The sequence below is a fragment of the Pseudoxanthomonas sp. 3HH-4 genome (assembly GCF_006716465.1).
Classification (GTDB): domain Bacteria; phylum Pseudomonadota; class Gammaproteobacteria; order Xanthomonadales; family Xanthomonadaceae; genus Pseudoxanthomonas_A.
In genome coordinates this window covers 164,866-185,691 of the sequence record NZ_VFPB01000006.1, presented here as the reverse complement: position 1 = coordinate 185,691, position 20,826 = coordinate 164,866, and the positions used below count along the sequence as shown (strand labels likewise).

Genomic DNA, 20,826 nt, shown 5'->3' with positions numbered 1-20,826 from the left:
CTTGCCCACGATTCAACCGGCAGCCCGCTCCACTTCGTCGAACAAGCCCGGTTGGGTCGCCATCTCATCGCGATCCCGGAAACCCGACAGCCCCACGCCCACCAGCCGGTAGCGCGTCGCACCCGGCAGGTCGACGCGCTCGCGCAGTGCCAAGGCGATATCGATGAACTCCCGCGCGGAGGATGGCGGTGATTCCGGCGTGAAGCTGCGGGTGAGGATGCGGAACTGGGAGGTCTTCAACTTCAGGACCACCGTACGACCCACGCGCTCGGTCTTGCGGCTGGCCTGCCACGCTTTATCCGCGATACGGACGATGTGCGGCTCCAGCTCTGACAGCAGCAGATCGGTGGCGAAGGTGTCTTCCGACGAGATCGACTGCACCGGCTGGTCCGGCTCTACCGGCCGTTCGTCGATGCCGCGCGCGCGGCGATACAGGCCGCCGCCGAAGCTGCCGTATCGTACTTCCAGTTCATGCTGCGAATACGCGCGCAGGTCGCCGACGGTGTGGATGCCGGCCGCATTCAATTTGCCCTGCATCACCTTGCCCACGCCTGGAATGCGTTCGACCGGTAACGGCGTCAGGAACGCCTCCACCTGGTGCGGACGTAGTACGAACTGCCCGTCGGGCTTGCGCCAGTCCGACGCGATCTTGGCGAGGAACTTGTTCGGTGCCACGCCGGCTGACGCGGTGAGCTGCGTTTCCTCGCGGATCTGCGCGCGGATCGTCTCGGCCACGGCGGTCGCCGTCGGCAAATCGGATTTCGGCGCGGTGACGTCGAGATAGGCCTCGTCCAGCGACAGCGGCTCGACCAGATCGGTGTGGCGCAGGAAGATCTCGCGCACCTGCCGCGACACCGCCTTGTAGCGGGTGAAGTCCGGCGGCACGAACACCGCCTGCGGGCACAGCCGCTCCGCGCGCACCGCCGGCATCGCCGAGCGCACGCCGAAGACGCGGGCTTCGTACGATGCCGCGCACACCACCGAGCGCTCGCCGCGCCACGCGACGACCACGGGCCGTCCACGCAGCGATGGATCGTCGCGCTGTTCCACCGACGCGTAGAAGGCGTCCATGTCGATGTGGATGATCTTGCGCATCACGCGATGATATCGGCCGCCGTACGCGATCGCATGGACGCAGGCGGGAACGATACGGTTGCGTTTGGACATGCGGACAGGGAGTGCGAAACCCTTGCCGCAATTACGCCTTGCCGATGGTACGCCGGCGTATGGAAAAAACCCGGTTGATTTGCATCAAGACAAGCGTATGCACATGTGTGCATTATTTGCGTCTTCGTAGAACGGACCATGCAATGACCGCCCCTGCTTCCTTCTCGCGCGAACAGCTGCTGGCCAGCGCGCGCGGCGAACTGTTCGGCCCTGACAGCGGCCGCTTGCCCAATGACCCGATGCTGATGTTCGACCGCATCACCGAGATCCGCGAGGACGGTGGTGCGCACGGCAAGGGCCTCATCCGCGCGGAACTGGATATCCACCCCGACCTGTGGTTCTTCCAGTGCCACTTCCTCGGCGACCCGGTGATGCCCGGTTGCCTGGGGCTGGATGCGATGTGGCAGCTCACCGGTTTCTTCCTGACCTGGATCGGCGCGCCCGGTCGGGGCCGCGCATTGGGATCGGGCGAAGTGAAGTTCACCGGCCAGGTGTTGCCGACCGCCAAGCGCGTCAGCTACGAGATCGACATCAGCCGCGTGATCAACCGCAAGCTGGTGCTGGCGGTGGCCGATGGCCGCATGCTGGTCGACGGCCGCGAGATCTATACGGCGCGCGATCTGCGCGTGGGCCTGTTCACCTCGACGGAGAGCTTCTGATGCGCCGCGTCGTCATCACTGGCCTGGGCATCACGTCATGCCTGGGCAACGATGCGGATACCGTGTCGGCCGCGCTGCGTGAAGGCCGTTCGGGCATCCGCCACATTCCGCAGTACGCCGAACTCGGTTTCCGCAGCCAGGTAGGCGGTGCGCCGGAGATCGATCTCGATGCGCAGATCGACCGCAAGCAGAAGCGCTTCATGGGCGACGCGGCCGCGTTCGCGCACATCGCACTGCGCGATGCGATCGCCGACGCCGGCCTGGACGACGCACTGGTCAGCCAGCCGCGCACCGGGCTGATCGCCGGCTCCGGCGGCGGTTCGGCCGAATGGCAGATCGAAGCCGCGGACCTGCTGCGCGCGCGCGGCATCCGCAAGGTGGGACCGTACATGGTGCCGCGCACGATGTGCTCGACGGTATCGGCGACGCTGGCCACCTCGTTCAAGATCAAGGGCGTGAGCTATTCGATCTCCGCCGCCTGCGCGACATCCGCGCACTGCATCGGGGCCGCGGCGGACATGATCCGCGCCGGTCGACAGGACATCATGTTCGCTGGTGGCGGCGAAGAGCTGCACTGGGCGCTGACCATGATGTTCGACGCGATGGGAGCGCTGTCGAGCAAGCACAACGATGACCCCACGCATGCTTCGCGCCCGTACGACGCGGACCGCGACGGTTTCGTCATCGCCGGTGGCGGCGGCATGCTGGTGCTGGAAGACTACGACCACGCGGTGAAGCGCGGCGCGCGCATCCACGCCGAACTGCTGGGTTACGGCGTGACCTCCGATGGCGCCGACATGGTCGCGCCGTCTGGTGAAGGCGCCGTGCGTTGCATGCAGATGGCGCTGGAAGGCATCACCGCACCGCTGGACTATCTCAACACGCATGGCACCTCGACGCCGCTGGGCGATGTGATCGAACTCGAGGCGATCCGCACCGCGCTGGGCGATACGCTGCCGCCGATCTCGTCGACCAAGGCGCTGTCCGGCCACTCGCTGGGCGCCGCCAGCGTGCATGAAGCGATCTACTGCCTGCTGATGATGCGCGATGGCTTCATCGCGGGCTCGGCCAACATCGAGACGCTGGACGAAGGCGCCAAGGATTTCCCCATCGTGCAGGCAAGCCGCGACGCGACCCTGACCACGGTCATGTCCAACAGCTTCGGCTTTGGCGGCACCAACGCCAGCCTGGTGTTCGGCCGGGTGTGAGGCCGATCAGCGGGCGTCCACCGCGCGACGCCCCAGCGCCGGATCGTCGGTGAAGAAGCCGCCGATCCCCAGTGCGAGGTAGGCGCGGATCTCGGTGAGGGATCCCGCCTCGCTGCGCGTGTGCGGATCGTCGCCTTCGCGCAGCGCCGGTGGCAGGAAATCGTTCTCGGGCCGGAAGGTATACGGCCACACGTCCAGGCCCGCTGCGCGAGCCCTCGTCATCAACGGCGTCGGCGCCGCCAACGTGCCGTCGTCCGCCACCGGGATCAGCAGGCGCGTCCACGGCCCGATGATATCGGCGTAGCTCGCGATGTCCTGCAGCCCCACGGGCGTCATCAGGTCCGCATAGCGTGTCGGCTTTCCCGCCGCCAGCGCATCGCTTGGTTGCGTGTTCGCCGTGCCCAGCAACTGCAGCAAGCGGATGTTCCCGTGCGACGGCCCAAGGCGTGCGCGTAATGCACGCAGGTTCGCCTGTTCGAACGACTGGATCACCACCGGCGCCTCGCGCGTGTATGCGTGCGCCGCCAGCGTCTCCAGCAGGCGCTCCTCCATCGGCAGGCCGATGCGCTGGAAGTGACCGGGATGCTTGATCTCGGGAATCAGGCCGATGGTGCGGCCGGTATGCACGGCGTGTTCCGACGCCAGCAGGATGATCTCGTCCAGTGTCGCGATGACGTACTGGCCATCGTGCGCAGTGCCGCGCAACTCGGGCAGTCGCTCACGTGCGCGCAGCGTCTTCAACTCGGCCAGCGTGAAGTCTTCGCTGAACCAGCCCTCGAACGCCTCCCCATCGATCACCTGTCGGCGCTTGCGGGCGGCGAATTCGGGCCGCTGCGCGACATCGGTGGTCCCACTGATCTCGTTCTCGTGGCGCGCCACCAGCACGCCGTCGCGGGTGGCGACCAGGTCAGGCTCGATGTAGTCGGCACCATCGGCGATCGCGCGTGCGTACGCCGCCAGTGTGTGCTCCGGCAGCAGTGCACTGGCGCCGCGGTGGGCGATGACGAGCGGCTTGCCCGTGCACTCGCCTGCGTTTGCGGACAGCAGGGGCGAGACGGTCATCAACAGCAGGAACAGGTGACGGAAGGACAAGGCAGAACCCTCATGCGCGACAGCATGCCACGCCCGGCGCGCGGCCCGGAAAGCACGAAGCCCGGCTTCCGCCAGGCTCCGGAGCAACGCGGGAGGAGAGAGGTACCTCGTTGCAAGGCGCATTCTGCGGCCTGCCTGTTACAGGCAGGCGACAGTCGCCACGCGCCGGTCATCGGCGCAGGGATACAGGACAACACCGCCTCCCCTGCCCGCACCGCTACTTGACAACATTACATGTAAGCAATACGGTCTATTTCATGACAGCCTCCCGGCCCGCGATCAAGGCATCCACGCTGCACGTTCGCCACTATCGCGAACGCATGCGCGAGCAGGGCCTGGTCAAGAAGGACGTCTGGATCCGGCCGGAGTACGCCGAGGAACTCGCCGCCATCGAGAAGTCGATGCGCGATGCAGAACGCGAATCCGGCATTCCCTACCTGCCGACGCAGTCCACCGAGGCCGGCTGGACCATCGCCGCGATCCGGCATGCGCTGCAGCAGGCCAGCACCGTGCGCGACGGGCTGATCAGCCTGGAGACCATCGAGGGTGCGGAGCCCAGCCTGCACCTGGTGATGCACGAGTACGGGGACCTGTCGGTGTTTCTGGCGGTGGGCGGCGAGCAGATCCTGGTGGAGGCCTATCTCTGGCCGGTGGACGAGGTGGCCGATGTGGCCGCCTTCAACGCCCATGTCCTCAGCACGCACGTGCTGTTGCCGCTGTCGACCATCGGCATGCAGCGCATCGGCGGTGTCGCCGGCTACACCATGTTCGGGGCGCTCGACACGCATTCCAGCCTGGCCAACGTCATCTTCGAGATCGAGACGCTGGCCGAGAACGTCATCAGCGCCACCGAAGCCTACCGCCCCTTCCTGCGGACCAGTGCGCGGAGGAAGGCCTGATGCCCGACACCCTGAAGACCCTGTTCAAGCGGATCCAGGAGGGCATGGAAGGGCTGGCCGGCGCGGTGATGGGTGACCGCGCAGAGCGCCTGCTCGACGAAGAGATCCGCGCCGTCGATGACGCCCTGCATGGTGCGCGCGGCGAACATGCGGCGGCGAAGGCGCGTCGCATCGCCAGCGAGCAGCATCAGGTCGCGCTCGCCACGCGGATCAGTGAGCGGGAGGCCAAGGTGGAGGCTGCCCTGCGCCAGGGTCGGGCCACCCAGGCGCGCAAGGCCGCGGACGAGGTCGTCCATCTCCAGGCCGAGCGCGGCCAGCGCATGGCGGAAGGCCAGGAACTCGCGACGCAGGAACGCCAGTTCGCCCACGTCGTGGAACAACTGGAAGGCCGCCTGCGCCGGCTCAAGCACCAGCTGGACATCCTGCGTGCATCGAACAGCCTGCAGCGGGCACAAGCGACGGTGGCACGTCGGCAACCCGGCGACGCGCAGTATCCGGAACCGGCATTCGCCTCTGCCGCGCGGATGAAGCAGCGTCGCGCGCCCGCGCAAGGCAATGCCGTCGCGAGCCAGGGCAAGAACAGCAAGGTCGCCGACGATCCCGCACAGGCCGTGCTGGACCGTGCCCGCAAACGCATCACGTCGTCCGCGCGCAAGCGCTGAATCAGGGGGTCACTTGAACGAGTTCCTCACCATTATCCTGACGTTTCCCACCGTCGTGTATGGCGTGCTGCTTGCGGTGTGCGTCATCTACTGGATGCTGGCAGCCACGGGCCTGCTCGACCTCGACACCGTGGATGGCTGGCTGGGCAGCGACGGGGACAGCATCGAGCCCTCTTTCGTGGCAGGCATGCTGGCGAAAATCGGCCTCTCGGGCATCCCGTTGACGCTGGTGCTGACGATCCTCGCCCTGTTTGGGTGGATCCTCTGCTTTCTGGCGCAGCGATATCTGCTGCCCCTTGCGCCGGACGCGCTGCGCGGCATCGCTGGCGTCGGCGTCATGGTCGCCGCGCTGGTCCCCGGGGTGCTGGCGACGTCGCTAACGCTGCGGCCTTTGGCCAAGCTGATCGCGCGCCTGCGCCCGCCACTCCCACCCTCGGTCCTTGGCCGCACTGGCCGGGTCATCTCGCCGGCGGTCGACGAGAACAATGGCCGCGCGCATTTCGATGACGGCGGCGCCGGCTTGATACTCCAGGTCCGCGCCCTGCCTGACCAGAGCTTCCAGCGTGGCGATCAGATCGTCCTGATCGAGCACCTGGACGCCGCGAACGCATTCCGCGTCATCTCAAAAACCGAATTCGACCAGCAGTAAGCATCCGCCACATCCTCAAGGAGTTTCGCCATGGATACCACCAACCTGCTTTTCGTCCTCACCATCGTCGGCGTCGCGGTGGTGCTGCTGTTCGGCTTCATTGGCATCTTCAAGGCCTTCTACAAGAAGGTCGAACAGGGCACCGCCCTCATCGTCAACGACATGAGCGCGCAGCCCAAGGTGCATTTCACCGGCGCGCTCATCATCCCGGTGCTGTACAAGGCCGAGCTGATGAAGATCAGCCTGATCACCCTGCAGGTGGACCGCCGCGGCAAGGAAGGCCTGGTCTGCAAGGACAACATGCGCGCCGACATCGCGGTGGCGTTCTATCTGCGCGTTAACGAGACCCCCGCCGACGTGTTGCGCGTGGCCAAGGCGATCGGCGCCGACCGTGCGTCCGACAGGCACGCGGTGGACGAGCTGTTCAACGCCAAGTTCTCCGAGGCGCTGAAGACCGTCGGCAAGAAGTTCGACTTCACCGAACTGTTCGACAAGCGCCAGGAATTCCGCGACGAGATCGTCGCCGTCATCGGCCAGGACCTCAATGGCTACGTGCTGGAGGACGTCGCCATCGACTACCTGGAGCAGACGCCGAAGCACCTGCTCGACCCCAGCAACATCCTGGACGCCGAAGGCATCCGCAAGATCACCGAGCTGACCGCGCGCCAGAACGTGCAGACCAACGAACTGGAGCAGAACGAGAAGCTGGCCATCACCAAGAAGAACACCGAAGCCCGCGAGGCGCTGCTTGCGCTGGAGCGCCAGCAGGCCGAGGCCGAGGCGCGCCAGCACCGCGAGGTGGAAACGGTGCGCGCCCGCGAAGCCGCCGAGACCGCCAAGGTGATCGAGGAGCAGCGCCAGGTGTCCGAGCGCGCGCGCCTGGAAACCGAGGAACAGATCAAGATCCGCGAACAGGAACAGCTGCGCCAGGTCGAAGTGGCCGAGCAGAACCGCCGTCGCGCCGTCGCCATCGAACTCGAGCGCGTCGCGCGCGCTGAGCAGTTGGAGCGCGTCAACACCAACAAGGAAGTGCAGATGCAGGAAGTCGACCGCGACAAGGTGGTCGAACAGGGCCGCATGGAAGTGGCGAACGTCGTTCGCGAGCGCACGCAGATCGAACAGACGGTCGCGGTGGCGGAAGAGAAGATCAAGGAGACCCGCGAGGTCGCCGAAGCCGACCGCGCCAAGCAGGTGACCATCCTGGCCGCCGAAGCCGCCGCGCAGGAAACGCTGGTCAAGGACGTCAAGGCTGCCGAAGCCGCCGAGCAGGCGGCGCGTCACCGCGCGGTCGAGCTGACCGTGCTGGCCGATGCCGAGCTACAGGCCGCAGGCAAGCAGGCCGAAGCCAAGCGCGTGATGGCGGACGGTGTACGTGCCGAGAGCGCCGCGCCCGGCCTGGCGCAGGCCCAGGTGCAGGAAGCGAATGCCGTGGCGATGGAGAAGACCGGCCTGGCAGAAGCACGCGTGCTCGAAGCCAAGGCCGACGCGACCTACAAACAGGGCAACGCGGATGCGCGCGTGTTGAACGAACGCCTGACCGCCGAAGCAGAAGGTGCGCAGAAGCTGGGCCTGGCCAACGCCAGTGCCAGCCAGGCCATGGGCGATGCCGAGGCGAGCAATATCGCCAAAAAGATGTCCGCCGAAGCCGAAGGCCTGACCTCCAAGTTCGACGCGATGGGCAAGATGAGTCCGGATGCGCGCAGCCACGAGGAGTTCCGCATGCTGCTGGAAACGCAGCTGCGCCAGCTGCTGGCGTCGATCGACGCGGGCAAGGCAATCTCCCGCGAGAACGCCGAAGTCCTCGCCAGCGCGCTTAAGAGTGCCAACATCGAGTTGATCGGTGGGGACGGCGGCGTGTTCAACGCGTTGACCAAGGGCATCTCGCTGGGCAAGGCGCTGGAAGGCATCGTGGGCGAAAGCCCGATCGCGTCGCAGCTGCTGGGTCGCCTGGCGGGCGCCGGCCTGCCGGCGCCGGGTCGCCCAGCCGAAGCGACCGACGCCTGACGCATCCCGCCTGAGCCGGCCGGCGGCACCGTCCGCCGGCCCCGATTTCCGCATCGACCGCCCAGGACGGGCGAGGATGAGGTCCGATGTCCGATATGCCGAACGCCGAAGTTCCTTCCACCGACACGCAGATCGACCAGGCGGTCGCCCAGGGCGGCGCCTACGACGTGCTGCGCCGTCGCCTTGACGAGCAGGGCGCGCGGCTGCGTGCCGTGACGGAAGGGATCAACACGCGCCGCCTGCAGGAATTCGGCGACAGCCGGATGGAAGCCATCGGCCGCCTGCGCATCCGCACCGAGCACAATTCGGTCGGCCGCGACATCGTGCAGGTCGGTGACTTGTTGCTGTTCGGCTTCAACGTCTACATGGGATTGAAGGCGACCACGTCCGTGGGCGACGTGTTCGGCCTCTATCGCCTGGTGGAGACCGGCGACGGTTACGACGTTGCCCCCGTCGATATCGCCACGAGCTTCCTGGGCGACGGCGCGTTCCAACGCGACTTCGGCGAGCTGTACAGTTACTACAAGGACGCACGCCTGCTGCAGCTGATCGTCCGCGACGGTCGGTTGCTGATGGCGTTCCAGATCGGCCTGAAGAACACCGATGTCCGCGTGTTCCGCTGGACCCTCACCGCCGGTGGCGAGGTGAACTACCTCGATGCACGGGGCGAGCGCGACATCGTACTGCCTCCACCGTTCGACTTCGAATGGACGCGTGCCACCAAGGACATGGAAGTCAGCGGACGCCATCCGCACCTGAACATCCTAGATACGCTGTTCGTCGAGACCATCGGCGGCGATCTGACCCTCAAGGTGGAGAACAACACGGAAAGCGGCGCGGGCGTCTACAGCGAACCGGTCGAGGATCGGACGCAGTCGCTGGACGACGCACAGATCGAGTTCGCGCGCGTGGGTTCGCTGCTCCTGCTCAAGGTGCTGCCCTACCGCGAGAGCGCCTGGCGTGGCCTGGTCTACAACACCCAGACCGGCAAGGTGACGCGCCTGGACGCCATCGTGCAGGCCTGCATCCAGCTGCCCGAAGACCACGGCATCATCTTCCCCGGCGGCTACTACCTGCAGAATGGCGAACACAAGGCATTCGATGCCGCCGTGCAGGACATGCAGTACAAGCGCACGATCCGCTCGCCCAACGGCGAGGACGTGATGTACGTGTTCTATGAGCGCGAAACCGGCCAGGCCGCACTGCTGGTCTACAACCTGGTGCAGCGCCGCCTGCAGCCACCGGTACTCGCACACGGCTACGCGCGCCTGCACGATGGCCGCATGGTGCTGTTCCGCGCCGAGAACGACGACCCGACCCGCATCCACCAGATGCAGCTCTGGCAGACGCCTTTCAGTTCGGACGAATTCGCCGCGACGCGGCCGGCCGGCACCTCGTTCATGGCCCGGCTGGGCAATGCCGAACTTGTGCGCGCGGTTTCCAACCTGTTCGACCTCGCCCGCGAGATCGAGCGCCCGGACGTCTCCGCACAGCGCTACCAGTTGCTGACGCACGGGACCCGCCGGCTGTTCGACCTGCACCACTGGATCGACGACGCGCAGTGCGATGGCCTCGCTACGCTGCTGCATGAGATCGCCGGCACCGGCGAATCGGTACTTGACGAATACGAGAAGGTGCAGGAGATCCGGCGCCAGTCCGAGACGTCGATGGCGCAGGCGCAACGCGACCATCGCGCCCTGCTCGGTCGCCTGCAGCCGGAGGGATGGAATGGCGTCGGCGAATTTGTCGACGCGCTCGGCGCGATCTCGCGTCTTCGCGGCCATCTGCTGACGCTGCGCGACTATCGCTACATCGATATCCCGGCCATCGACGCGATGGTCGCCACGCTGCAGGAGGCCCACGAGCGCGTCGGCACGGCAACAGGGCAGTTCCTTGCCGGCGAGAAAGCGCTTGCGCCGTTCCAGCAACGTCTAGGCACGCTGGATGCGCAGGCACAGAAGGCCACCAGCGCACGCGAACTGGCCGAGGCCATCGAGGCCATGCAGGGCATGGCCGGCGAGCTCGACATGCTGTCCGAGCTCATGGCGACGCTGAAGGTCGACGACGCCACCCAGCGCACGCGCGTGGTCGATGCACTTTCCGCGATCTACGCCCGCCTCAACCAAGTGCGTGCGCGCACCACCCAGCGCCGTCGCGAACTGGGCTCGGCTGAAGCGGTGGCGCAGTTCGGCGCGCAATTCACCCTGTTCGGCCAGGCCGTCAGCAACGCGCTGGCGATGGCGACCACACCGGAACGGGCGGACGAACAGCTGTCGCGCCTGATGGTGCAGTTGGAAGAGCTGGAGAGCCAGTTCGGCGAGCACGAGCAGTTCCTCGGCGACATCCTATCCAAGCGCGAGGAGATGCTGGAAGCCTTCGAGGCTCACAAGCAGGCCCTGCTGGACGAGCGCCAGCGCAAGGCGCAGTCGGTGCAGGAAGCCGCCAACCGCATCCTGGAAGGCCTTGGCCGGCGCACCGAACGCTTCACCACGCCGGACGAACTCAATGCCTTCTTCGCCGGCGACGCACTCATCCTCAAGCTGCGCGAACTGGCCGGCCGCCTGCGCGAGCTGAAAGACTCGGTGAAGGCCGACGACATCGAGGCGCGCATCAAGGGCGCGCGCGACCAGGCCGTGCGCGGGCTGCGCGACCGCAGCGACCTGTTCGAAGACGCCGGCAACGTCATCCGCCTGGGACCGCGCCATCGCTTCAGCGTCAACACGCAGCCACTGGACCTTACCCTGATCCCGCGCGGCGACACGCTGGCCGTGCACCTGACCGGCACCGACTACCTGGAGCCGCTGCAGGAGCCGGCGCTGGACGCGCTGCGCCCGTACTGGGATGTCGCACTGGCGTCGGAATCGCCTTCGCTGTACCGCGGCGAGTATCTCGCCTGTCGCCTCCTGGACGACGCGCAAGCCGGCGAAGGCGGGCTCGATCTCGCGCGGCTCGACCACGCCCTGGCCGATCCGGAAGCGCTGGACCGGATCGTGCGCGAGTACGCCGCGCCGCGCTACCGCGAAGGCTACGAGAAGGGCATCCACGACCACGATGCCGCGGCGATCCTGCGCGCCTTCCTGCCGCTGCGGAACGCCGCCGGTGCACTGCGACATGCGCCCACCGCGCGCGCGCTGGCGGTGGCGTGGTGGTGCCGCGACGACGCCGCGCCGCAGGAAACGATCGACCGGATACGCGCTGCACGCGCGATCGACGCGATATCGCCCGCCGGCCGCGCCGTGCAGACGCTGCGCGACGAGCTGGCATCCACGATCGTTGCCTGGGTGGAGCACGACGCACTGTCCTTCCCTGCAACCGACGCGGCGGCAGCCGCCGTCTTCCTGATCGACACCGTCACAGGTGCGGCGCCGACGTTCCGCTTCACCCATTACGCGGACGCACTGGTGACCACTTTCCGCGCGCGCCTGGCTGACGATGCGGCAGGCAGCGTGCTGGCCAGTGCCCTGCAGCGCCTGGAAGGCCGGCCCGCTGCGGCCTGGGCCTTGCTGCGGCAGGCGCTGGACGCACTGGCCACATTGCCGGAGCAGGCGCACCTGGCGCCGTACGTGCCCGAGGCGATCGCCCTGTTCCGGCATGGTGCGCAGCTGACGCATGTCGTCGAGCACGTGACATTGATCGGCCATGTCGAGGGATTGCTCGGCGAGCATCCGCGCATCCGCGAGGGACGCCTGGCGCTGGCGGTGGACGACCTGCCGGCGCGCTTCGCCGCACACCGCGACCACTTCGTCCCGGCCTGGCAGCGCTACCAGGCGCTGCGCAGCGAGGTGGCGCAGCGCGAACGCGCCGCGATGCGGCTGTCGGAGTTCAAGGCGCGCCCACTCACTTCGTTCGTGCGCAACAAGCTGATCAACGACGTCTACCTGCCGGTGATCGGCGACAACCTCGCCAAGCAGATGGGCACCGTCGGCGAGAACAAGCGCAGCGACCTGATGGGCCTGCTGATGATGATTTCGCCTCCCGGCTACGGCAAGACCACGCTGATGGAATACGTGGGGCACAGGCTGGGCCTGGTCTTCATGAAAATCAACGGCCCGGCGCTCGGCCACGAGGTGCGTTCGCTGGACCCGGCTCAGGCGCCGGATGCCACGTCGCGACAGGAACTTGAGAAACTCAACCTCGCGCTGGAGATGGGTAACAACGTGATGTTGTACCTGGATGACATCCAGCATACGCATCCGGAGTTCCTGCAGAAGTTCATCTCGCTGTGCGATGGCACGCGCCGCATCGAAGGCGTCTGGCGCGGCAAGACCAAGACCTACGACATGCGCGGACGCAAGTTCGCGGTGGTGATGGCGGGCAATCCGTACACAGAGTCCGGCGAAGTCTTCAAGATCCCCGACATGCTGGCCAACCGCGCGGACATCTACAACCTGGGCGACGTGCTTGGCGGCATGGAGGACGCGTTCCTGCTGAGCTATGTGGAGAACTGCCTGACCTCCAACCCGGTGCTGGCGCCGCTCGCCACCCGCGACATGGCCGACCTGTACCTGCTGGTCGACAAGGCACGCGGCAAGGAGGTCAGCACCAACCAGCTTTCGCATGCGTACAGCGGTGCTGAGATCGGCGAGATCGTGGCCGTGCTGCAGCGCCTGCTGACCGTGCGCGACGTGGTCTACTGCGTCAACCAGCAATACATCGCCAGTGCCGCGCAGGCGGACAAGTACCGGGTGGAGCCGCCCTTCCGCCTGCAAGGCAGCTACCGCAACATGAACAAGCTGGCGGAGAAGATCTCGCCGGTGATGAACGCGACCGAGCTGCAGCAGTTGATCGCCGACCACTACCTGGGCGAAGCGCAACTGCTGACCACCGGCGCGGAGGAGAACCTGCTGAAGCTGGGCGAGTTGCGCGGCACGCTGACCGACGACGAACAGGCACGCTGGCAGCAGATCAAGGCGGACTTCCTGCGCAACAAGGCGATGGGTGCGGACGACGCCGATGTCGGTGGCCGTGTCGTCGCGCAGCTGGCCGACATCGCGGTCGGCCTGCAGCGACTGGGCGAGCCCGCTCCGGTCCAGGCCCCTCAGCCGGCTCCTTGGGAAGCCCTTTTGTCGGCGCTGCACTCATTGCGCATGCCACAACCGGTCGCAGCTGCCCCGCCCACGCCCGGCGTCGACACCGCCCCGGTGTTGCAGGCCCTGCAGCATACGATGGCGCGGCAGGATCAGCTCAATGGAGCGCTGGTGGCGCTGGCCCAAGCGCTCCGCAACGGTGTATCCCCCGCCGCAGCCGCCGGCACGCGCAAGCCCAAGCCACGCTCACCACGTGAAGCGGAATTCGACCAGGTCATCGCCAGTCTGGAATTCAGGGAGGAACGGCCGACGCCCACCCTGGATGTATCGCCGGCGCGCGTGCGCGACGACGGGAATGATGCGCAATGAATCAGAATGCCATCGGCGGGACCCGTGCCGCGGGCCTGGCCGCGCATGCCGCCGCCATCCAGGCGCTGGCACAATCCGGCGCCGATGACCTGCAGGCGACACTGCGCGATCTGCGCACCGTATTGTTGTCGGCTGATCCTCGTGCGCTGCGGCGCAGCGTGGGTTTCTGGGGACGACTGATCGGCCGCGACATCCGTCTTGCCGCCGAAGCGCGCTCATTGCGGGAACGCAGCGGCATCCTGCTGCGGCAGGCTGGTTTCGAGGCATCTCGGCTGCGCAACCAGCACGCGATGCTCGCCACGCATGCGCGGCAGCTGCGCGAGGCCTGTGCGCAGCTGCAACAGGAGATCGACGGACTCGCGCGCCAGCAGGCGATGGCGGAAGGCGACACGCCTGCAGGGTCGTTGCGTCTCGCGCATCTCATCACGTTGCGCAGCGCGTACGAGATCACGGCCAGCCAGCTGGACCTCGTCGCTGCCAATGCGCTCGCCATCGCCGAGCGCCACGCGCAGCAACTGCCCCGGCTCACCGTGCTATTGGACCAGCAGCTCGGCGTCGCCGCCGGTGCCGATCACGGAATGCAGCTATCCTCCGCCATGCGGACGATAGAGGCACTGGAAGCCCATATCGAACACCTGCCCGCGCCGTCCGTCGTATCCGCGACGCCAGCGCGTGCCACCCCAGCCCAGGAGGCCCCATGACGACGACGAACCCCGAACAGACGCTGGTGCCCGCGACGCTGTCGCCGCAGTTGCTGACCGACCTGGGCCTGGAGAATGCCGACATCCCGCGCATCCAGGAGGCAACGAAGGCGCTGCAGGACATCGCACCCGGCAACCTGCATACCTATGGCAGCGAAGCGACCACCAAGACCAGCGCCTTCAGCACGCAACTGCTGGACAAGGTCCGCAATGCCGATCTGGACAGCAGCGGCGACAAGCTGGGCGAAGTGGTGCGCATCGCGCGTTCGCTGAACCTCGAGTCCTTCCATGGCCGCTCCAAGTTGCCGATCCTCGGCCCGCTGATCGACAAGATGCGCGCGACCAAGGACGACCTGGTCCAGCGCTACAGCTCGACCAACCGCCAGATCGACCAGCTGATGGCCGATGTCGGCAAGACCCAGCAGATCCAGCAGCAACGCGTGCGCGAGTACGACCAGATGCACGACATCGTGCTGGACGAGCGTCGCGAGCTGGGCGTGCACGTGGCGGCCGGCCGCGTTCGCATTGCCGAACTGGAAGCGGAGCTGGCGTCGCTGTCGGGCCAGGAGGATCCGGAATCGCGCACCCGCCGTGCCGCGCTCGACACGGCGCTTCGCCTGATCGACAAGCGCGTGTCCGACCTGCAGGTGCTGCAGCATGCGGCGGACCAGACGCTGCCGATGATCCGCCTGATCCAGGCCAACGCGATCCAGCTGATCGAAAAGTTCAGCGCCGTGCGCGACATCACCATCCCGATGTGGCGCAATCAGTTCGCGATCCAGCTGTCGCTGGCCGACCAGCGCAACGCGGTCGAGCTGGCCAACGCGATCGACGACGCCAGCAACGAACTGATGCGCAAGAATGCCGAACTCGTGCACTCCACCGCCGTCGGCACCGCGCGCGCCAACCAGCGCTCGGTGATCGACATCGAGACCCTGCGCACCGTCAACGAGACGCTGATCCGCACTGTGGAGGAAGTCCGCGAGATCCACCGCGAAGGCATGGCCAAGCGCAAGCAGCTGTCCACCGAACTGGTCGACATGCGCGAGGACCTGGAGAAGCGGCTGGCGCTGCCGACGGCGGGCAACGGCACGCAGTAGCGCGCGTACGACGCGCCCGCTGCCGGCGAGGTCCACGCGTCGCCACGTTGGCAGCGCGCGTGGACTGCGAAGATCGGCGTGCGCGCCTTTCAGGGTTCGATGCTGGCGCCGGGGGACTGCGGCATGGCGGAGCCTGTCGACGCCACCGCGTCACGTCACATTGCGTTATCGACGATTTCTTCGGTCCCGACGCTGCGCTTCCTTCGCTCGGCGCGGCCAGCGCGCTCCCGCCCGGTTAAACTGGCCCGCCGCGCGGACGACCGTGTCGGGACAGCAGCGGATCGAAGAGAAGATGAGCGACGACGCCAACGTCATCACCGACCGGGCCAGAGGATTGAAGGCTTGCGCATGCCACCGTGACACGCGGTGGCTGGCGGGACGCATGGACGGGACGGTCGACGGCTGATGACCACCACCCTGATCCGAAACGCGGAGGTATATGCGCCCGAAGCGCTGGGACATTGCGACCTGCTGCTCGGCGGCGGCAAGGTGTTGTGGATCGGGACCGATGCACCCGACCTTCCCGCCGCCTTCGGCACGCAGGTACTGGACCTCAATGGCCGCCGACTGCTGCCGGGCCTGATCGACGGCCACGTCCATGTCACCGGCGGCGGTGGCGAGGCCGGCTTCGCCAGCCGGGTGCCGGCGCCGACGCTGTCGCGCTATACCCGCAGCGGCGTGACCACGGTGGTCGGCCTGCTGGGCACCGACGACGTCGCCCGCGGCACGCGCGAACTGGTGGCCCAGGTCAACGCACTGCGCGAGGAAGGACTGTCGGCCTGGGGATATGCCGGCGGCTACCATCTGCCGCCGGCCACCTTGACCGGCAGCGTGCGCGCGGACCTGGTCTTCATCGACTGCCTGGTCGGCGTGGGTGAGCTGGCGATCAGCGACCACCGTTCCAGCCAGCCGACCCTGGAAGAATTGCTGCGGATCGCGTCCGAAGCGCACGTGGCCGGGCTGATGACCGGCAAGGCCGGCATCGTCCACCTGCACCTGGGCGACGGCCCGCGCGGCCTGGACCTGGTGCGGCGCGCGCTCGACCAGAGCGAACTGCCGCCGCGGGTGTTCAACCCGACCCACGTCAATCGGCGCAAGGCGCTGTTCGAGGAAGCCATCGCGCTGGCGCGGCGCGGCTGCAGCATCGACATCACTGCCTTTCCGGTGGACGAAGGCGAGGACGCGTGGAGCGCGGCCGATGCGCTGGTCCGCTACCTCGACAGCGGCGCCCCGCGCGACCGCGTCACCATCAGTTCCGACGCCGGGGGCTGCCTGCCCTGCTTCGATGCGCAGGGCCGCGTGTGCAGCATGGACGTCGGCCATTCCGGCGCCTTGGTCGAAACGCTGCGCGCATTGCTGGCCCGCGGCATCGCCCTGCAGGACGTGCTGCCGGCCTTCACGTCCAACGTCGCCGGGCTGCTGCGGCTGCCGGGCAAGGGCCGCATCGCGGTGGGTGCCGACGCGGACCTGGTGGCGCTGGACGCCACCGGCGCGGTGACCGACGTATTCGTCGGCGGCCGCCCGCACCTGCGCGATGGCGCGGTGCTGCGGCGTGGTACGTTCGAATCGCAAGACACCTGAAGCACCGGAGCACTCGATGCCAAGCAAGCCCGTCAACGGGGAACACCGCGGCTGGATCATCCCGATCGGCGGCGCAGAGGACAAGGAAACCAACCCGCGCATCCTGGCGCGTTTCGTCGAACTGAGCGGCGGCGCCGACGCCGACATCGTCGTCATCCCGACCGCGAGCCGACTGAAGGATTCCGGCACCCGCTACGAGACGCTGTTCCAGGGCATGGGGGCGGCGCGGGTCGAGGTGCTGGACTTCGACACCCGCCGCGATTGCCAGGAGGAAGGCCGGCTGGCGCGGCTGGCGGAAGCCAGCGGCATCTTCTTCACCGGCGGCAACCAGTTGCGCCTGTCCACCATCCTCGGCGGCACCCAGGTGGCGCGCTGCATCCGCCTGCGCAACGCCCAGGGGGTGACGGTGGCCGGCACCAGCGCCGGTGCCGGATTCCTGAGCGAGCACATGATCGCCTTCGGTGCCGAGGGCTCGTCGCCGCGCGCCAGCAGCGTGCGCCTGGCGCCGGGGCTGGGCCTGACCAACCGCTTCGTGATCGACCAGCATTTCCGCCAGCGCGATCGCCTGGGCCGCCTGACCGCGGCGCTCGGCTACAACCCGTTCGCGATCGGCATCGGCCTGGACGAGGACACCGCCGCCTTCATCTCCCCCGACGATACGCTCGAAGTCGAAGGCAGCGGTGCGGTCACCGTGGTCGACGCCCACGACCTGCAGTTCTCCTCGATGGCCCAGGCCGACGAGGACGATCCCGTGTGCCTGCTGGGGCTGGGCGTCCACATCCTGATCGCCGGCGCCACCTTCAACCTGCATACGCGGCGGGCTTCGGCCGGCCGACTGGCGACCCGCAAGACCTGATCCGACAAGGGGACATCCTGCATGCGCATTCTCGAACGCTCCGTCTACGTTGGCCCCTCGCAGCATGCGCACTTCCCGGTGATCCGGCTGCTGCTGGACCTGGGCGAACTGGAACAGTGGCCCACCGCGCGCCTGGGCCCCGGTTTCATCGACGGCCTGGTGGCCGCCGTGCCAAGCCTGGCCGAGCACGGCTGTTCCTACCGCGAGCCTGGCGGCTTCCTGCGCCGCATGCGCGAGGGCGAAGGCACTTGGCTGGGCCACGTGCTGGAACACGTGGCGATCGAACTCCAGAACATCGCCGGCGAGGACGTCACCTTCGGCAAGACCCGCAGCGTCGACGGCCGCCCGGGCGTCTACACCGTGGTCTACGAATACGCCCAGCGCGAGGAAGGCATCGCCGCGGGCGAGTTGGCGCTGCGCCTGCTGTGCTCGCTGCTGCCCGAAGGGGTCCGCCCCGCCGGCAGCGTGCCCGAGGACTGGGACTGGGAACCGGCGCGCGACGATTTCATCCGCTACGCCCAGCGACGCGCGCTGGGGCCGTCCACCGCCTCGCTGGTGCGCGCGGCCGAAGAGCGCGGCATCCCCTGGCTGCGGCTCAACAACCAGTCGCTGGTGCAGTTCGGCCACGGCAAGTACCAGCAGCGCATCCAGGCCACCATCACCGGCAAGACGCCCCACATCTCGGTCGAACTGGCCAGCGACAAGGAAGAGACCAACAAGATCCTCGGCTCGCTCGGCCTGCCGGTACCGCGACAGCACCTGGTCACCAGCCAGACCGAAGCGATCAAGGCTGCGCAACGGCTCGGCGGGCCGGTGGTGCTCAAGCCCTACAACGGCAACCATGGCCGCGGCATCACCATCAACATCACCGGCGACGACGAGATTCGCGCCGCGTTCGACGCCGCACGCGAGCATTCGCGCTCGGTGATCGTGGAAACCTTCCAGGTCGGCGATGACCACCGCTTGCTGGTGATCAACGACGTGCTGGTCGCAGCCACGCGGCGTACGCCCGGCCACGTGGTCGGCGACGGCGAACGGAGCGTCGCCGAGCTGGTCGAGATCGTGAACCAGGATCCGCGCCGCGGCGTCGGCCACGAGAAGGTGCTGACCCGGCTCGAGCTCGACCGCGAAGCCAGCCTGATGCTGGAACGCGTCGGTTACACCGCCGACAGCGTGCCTGCGTCCGGCGAGCGGGTGTTCCTGCGCTCCACCGCCAACCTGTCCACCGGCGGCACCGCCACCGACGTCACCGATGTCATCCACCCCGACAACCGCGACATGGCGGTGCGCGCGGTGCGTGCGATCGGGCTGGACGTGGGCGGCGTGGACTTCATCAGCCCCAACATCGCCGAGAGCTACAAGAACATCGGCGGCGCGATCTGCGAAGTGAACGCCGCGCCGGGCTTCCGCATGCACGTCGCGCCCAGCGAGGGCACCCCGCGCGACGCCGCCGGCCCGGTGATCGACATGCTGTTCCCGCCGGGAACGCCGTCGCGGGTACCGATCGCGGCCATCACCGGCACCAACGGCAAGACCACCACCGCACGCATGCTCGCGCACATCACCAAGATGGCCGGCTACACGCCGGGCCTCACCACCACCGACGGCGTGTACATCGACGGCCAGCGCACGGTGGAAGGCGACATGACCGGCCCGGTGTCGGCGCGGATGGTGCTGTCCGATCCACACATCGACCTGGCGGTGCTGGAAACCGCGCGCGGCGGCCTGCTGCGCGCCGGCATGGGCGTACCGGAAGTGGACGTGGGCGCGGTGCTCAACATCGCCGCCGACCATCTGGGCCTCAAGGGCATCGACACGCTGGAACAGCTGGCGGAGATCAAGCGCATCGTGGTCGAGGTGGCCAAGGACTGCGCGGTGCTCAATGCCGACGATCCCAACGTGCTGAAGATGTCGGGCTATACCGATGCGAAGACCATCTGCTACGTAACGATGAACCCGTCGCATGCGCTGGTGCGCGAGCACATCCGAGCCGGTGGCCGCGCCTGCGCCCTCGAGGCCGGCGTCAACGGCCACATGATCACGCTGTACGACAAGGGCAGCCACATCCCGTTGATGTGGACGCACCTCGTCCCGGCCACGCTCGAAGGCCGTGCGCTGCACAACGTGCAGAACGCGATGTTCGCCGCGGCGCTGGCGTTCTCGCTGGGGATCAAGCTCGACGCGATCCGCCATGGCCTGCGCACGTTCGACACCACCTTCTTCCAGGCACCCGGCCGGATGAACGTATACGACGAGCATCCGTTCAAGGTAGTGATGGATTACGCGCACAACGCGCACGCGGTGGGGATGATGGCCGATCTGGCCCAGCGCCTGGAGGTGGCCGGGCGCCGGATCGTGGTGGTGGCCGCACCCGGCGACCGCCGCGACGAGGACATCCAGGACATCGCCCGTGCGGTGGCCGGTCGCTTCGACCACTACGTGGTCAAGCGCGACGACAGCCTGCGCGGCCGCGACGGCGACGAAGTGCCGCGGATCATCGCCCGCGCGCTGCAGGCGGCGGGCGTGGCCGAGACGGCGATCGAGCAGATCCCCGACGAACAGCAGGCCATCGACGCCGCGCTGCGCATGGGCAGGCCCGGCGACCTGTTGCTGGTGTTCGCCGATGCCCTGGCCCGCTCGTGGAAGCAGATCACCAAGTTCACGCCCGAAGGCGCCGAGCCGCGCAGCGCCCGCAAGGTCGAGTTGCCTTCGCTGCAGCCGGCGCCCAGCGCAGACGAGGCGGCGGTGGCGGCGATGGAGGGCGTGATCCGCGAGGAACGCGGGCTGGTGTTCGCGCGCCACGACGAAGGCAGCGACTGAACGGTGGCGATCCGCACCCGCCGGATCGCGCC

At 67.6% G+C, this 20,826-nt stretch carries 14 protein-coding genes; 12 read left to right on the top strand and 2 right to left on the bottom strand.

All coding sequences use genetic code 11. The features are described 5' to 3' along the window. Positions 1 to 12 precede the first annotated feature (12 nt). Positions 13 to 1,095 (bottom strand): DNA polymerase IV, encoded by a 1,083-nt coding sequence (gene dinB / locus FB548_RS17455; RefSeq protein WP_142126071.1) that lies wholly within the window; start codon positions 1,093 to 1,095, stop codon positions 13 to 15. Between the two features lie 215 nt (positions 1,096 to 1,310). Between dinB and fabA the strand changes: the two genes are divergently transcribed. Together fabA and fabB are read left to right on the top strand one after the other, a co-directional pair. After that, positions 1,311 to 1,826 carry a 3-hydroxyacyl-[acyl-carrier-protein] dehydratase FabA gene (gene fabA / locus FB548_RS17450; protein WP_142126070.1) on the top strand — a complete coding sequence of 172 codons (516 nt, stop codon included), beginning with the start codon at positions 1,311 to 1,313 and terminating at the stop codon, positions 1,824 to 1,826. Then, a complete protein-coding gene (gene fabB, locus FB548_RS17445; RefSeq protein ID WP_142126069.1) occupies positions 1,826 to 3,034 on the top strand; it encodes a beta-ketoacyl-ACP synthase I in 1,209 nt (402 codons plus the stop codon). Before fabA ends, fabB begins: the two co-directional genes overlap by 1 nt. A gap of 6 nt (positions 3,035 to 3,040) precedes the next feature. On the opposite strand, the gene FB548_RS17440 is transcribed toward fabB, so the two are convergent. After that, positions 3,041 to 4,096 (bottom strand): glycerophosphodiester phosphodiesterase, encoded by a 1,056-nt coding sequence (locus FB548_RS17440; protein WP_142126122.1) that lies wholly within the window; start codon positions 4,094 to 4,096, stop codon positions 3,041 to 3,043. A gap of 287 nt (positions 4,097 to 4,383) precedes the next feature. Here FB548_RS17440 and FB548_RS17435 point away from each other — a divergent pair, with 287 nt between their 5' ends. The 10 genes from FB548_RS17435 (at position 4,384) to cphA (ending at position 20,794) form a co-directional block, all read left to right on the top strand. Beyond that, complete coding sequence (locus FB548_RS17435; RefSeq protein WP_142126068.1) at positions 4,384 to 5,025, top strand: DUF2170 family protein; 642 nt, start codon at positions 4,384 to 4,386, stop codon at positions 5,023 to 5,025. Beyond that, a complete protein-coding gene (locus FB548_RS17430) occupies positions 5,025 to 5,687 on the top strand; it encodes a PspA/IM30 family protein (protein WP_142126067.1) in 663 nt (220 codons plus the stop codon). The genes FB548_RS17435 and FB548_RS17430 overlap by 1 nt, the downstream gene beginning before the upstream one ends. A gap of 13 nt (positions 5,688 to 5,700) precedes the next feature. Next, positions 5,701 to 6,336: a hypothetical protein gene (locus FB548_RS17425; RefSeq protein ID WP_142126066.1), complete on the top strand. Its 636-nt coding sequence runs from the start codon at positions 5,701 to 5,703 to the stop codon at positions 6,334 to 6,336. Positions 6,337 to 6,366: 30 nt separating this feature from the next. Beyond that, positions 6,367 to 8,340, top strand: coding sequence for a hypothetical protein (locus FB548_RS17420; RefSeq protein ID WP_142126065.1), 1,974 nt, complete (start codon positions 6,367 to 6,369; stop codon positions 8,338 to 8,340). Between the two features lie 86 nt (positions 8,341 to 8,426). Further along, complete coding sequence (locus FB548_RS17415; RefSeq protein ID WP_142126064.1) at positions 8,427 to 13,736, top strand: DNA repair ATPase; 5,310 nt, start codon at positions 8,427 to 8,429, stop codon at positions 13,734 to 13,736. Then, complete coding sequence (locus FB548_RS17410; protein ID WP_142126063.1) at positions 13,733 to 14,437, top strand: hypothetical protein; 705 nt, start codon at positions 13,733 to 13,735, stop codon at positions 14,435 to 14,437. The genes FB548_RS17415 and FB548_RS17410 overlap by 4 nt, the downstream gene beginning before the upstream one ends. Next, complete coding sequence (locus FB548_RS17405) at positions 14,434 to 15,537, top strand: toxic anion resistance protein (RefSeq protein WP_142126062.1); 1,104 nt, start codon at positions 14,434 to 14,436, stop codon at positions 15,535 to 15,537. The genes FB548_RS17410 and FB548_RS17405 overlap by 4 nt, the downstream gene beginning before the upstream one ends. A gap of 405 nt (positions 15,538 to 15,942) precedes the next feature. Next, positions 15,943 to 17,118, top strand: a complete 1,176-nt coding sequence (gene iadA, locus FB548_RS17400; protein ID WP_142126061.1) for a beta-aspartyl-peptidase — start codon at positions 15,943 to 15,945, stop codon at positions 17,116 to 17,118. Positions 17,119 to 17,134: 16 nt separating this feature from the next. Further along, positions 17,135 to 17,974, top strand: a complete 840-nt coding sequence (locus tag FB548_RS17395) for a cyanophycinase (protein WP_142126060.1) — start codon at positions 17,135 to 17,137, stop codon at positions 17,972 to 17,974. A 21-nt stretch (positions 17,975 to 17,995) separates the two neighbouring features. Beyond that, positions 17,996 to 20,794 carry a cyanophycin synthetase gene (gene cphA / locus FB548_RS17390; RefSeq protein ID WP_142126059.1) on the top strand — a complete coding sequence of 933 codons (2,799 nt, stop codon included), beginning with the start codon at positions 17,996 to 17,998 and terminating at the stop codon, positions 20,792 to 20,794. Positions 20,795 to 20,826 lie beyond the last annotated feature (32 nt).

Excerpts from the sequence above, each read along its gene's own strand:
- FB548_RS17420 (WP_142126065.1), top strand. The coding sequence starts at position 6,367 with ATGGATACCACCAACCTGCTTTTCGTCCTCACCATCGTCGGCGTCGCG.
- FB548_RS17395 (WP_142126060.1), top strand. The coding sequence starts at position 17,135 with ATGCCAAGCAAGCCCGTCAACGGGGAACACCGCGGCTGGATCATCCCG.
- iadA (WP_142126061.1), top strand. The coding sequence starts at position 15,943 with ATGACCACCACCCTGATCCGAAACGCGGAGGTATATGCGCCCGAAGCG.
- FB548_RS17415 (WP_142126064.1), top strand. The coding sequence starts at position 8,427 with ATGTCCGATATGCCGAACGCCGAAGTTCCTTCCACCGACACGCAGATC.
- FB548_RS17430 (WP_142126067.1), top strand. The coding sequence starts at position 5,025 with ATGCCCGACACCCTGAAGACCCTGTTCAAGCGGATCCAGGAGGGCATG.
- dinB (WP_142126071.1), bottom strand. The coding sequence starts at position 1,095 with ATGCGCAAGATCATCCACATCGACATGGACGCCTTCTACGCGTCGGTG.
- FB548_RS17435 (WP_142126068.1), top strand. The coding sequence starts at position 4,384 with ATGACAGCCTCCCGGCCCGCGATCAAGGCATCCACGCTGCACGTTCGC.
- fabB (WP_142126069.1), top strand. The coding sequence starts at position 1,826 with ATGCGCCGCGTCGTCATCACTGGCCTGGGCATCACGTCATGCCTGGGC.
- FB548_RS17405 (WP_142126062.1), top strand. The coding sequence starts at position 14,434 with ATGACGACGACGAACCCCGAACAGACGCTGGTGCCCGCGACGCTGTCG.
- fabA (WP_142126070.1), top strand. The coding sequence starts at position 1,311 with ATGACCGCCCCTGCTTCCTTCTCGCGCGAACAGCTGCTGGCCAGCGCG.
- FB548_RS17410 (WP_142126063.1), top strand. The coding sequence starts at position 13,733 with ATGAATCAGAATGCCATCGGCGGGACCCGTGCCGCGGGCCTGGCCGCG.
- FB548_RS17440 (WP_142126122.1), bottom strand. The coding sequence starts at position 4,096 with ATGACCGTCTCGCCCCTGCTGTCCGCAAACGCAGGCGAGTGCACGGGC.
- cphA (WP_142126059.1), top strand. The coding sequence starts at position 17,996 with ATGCGCATTCTCGAACGCTCCGTCTACGTTGGCCCCTCGCAGCATGCG.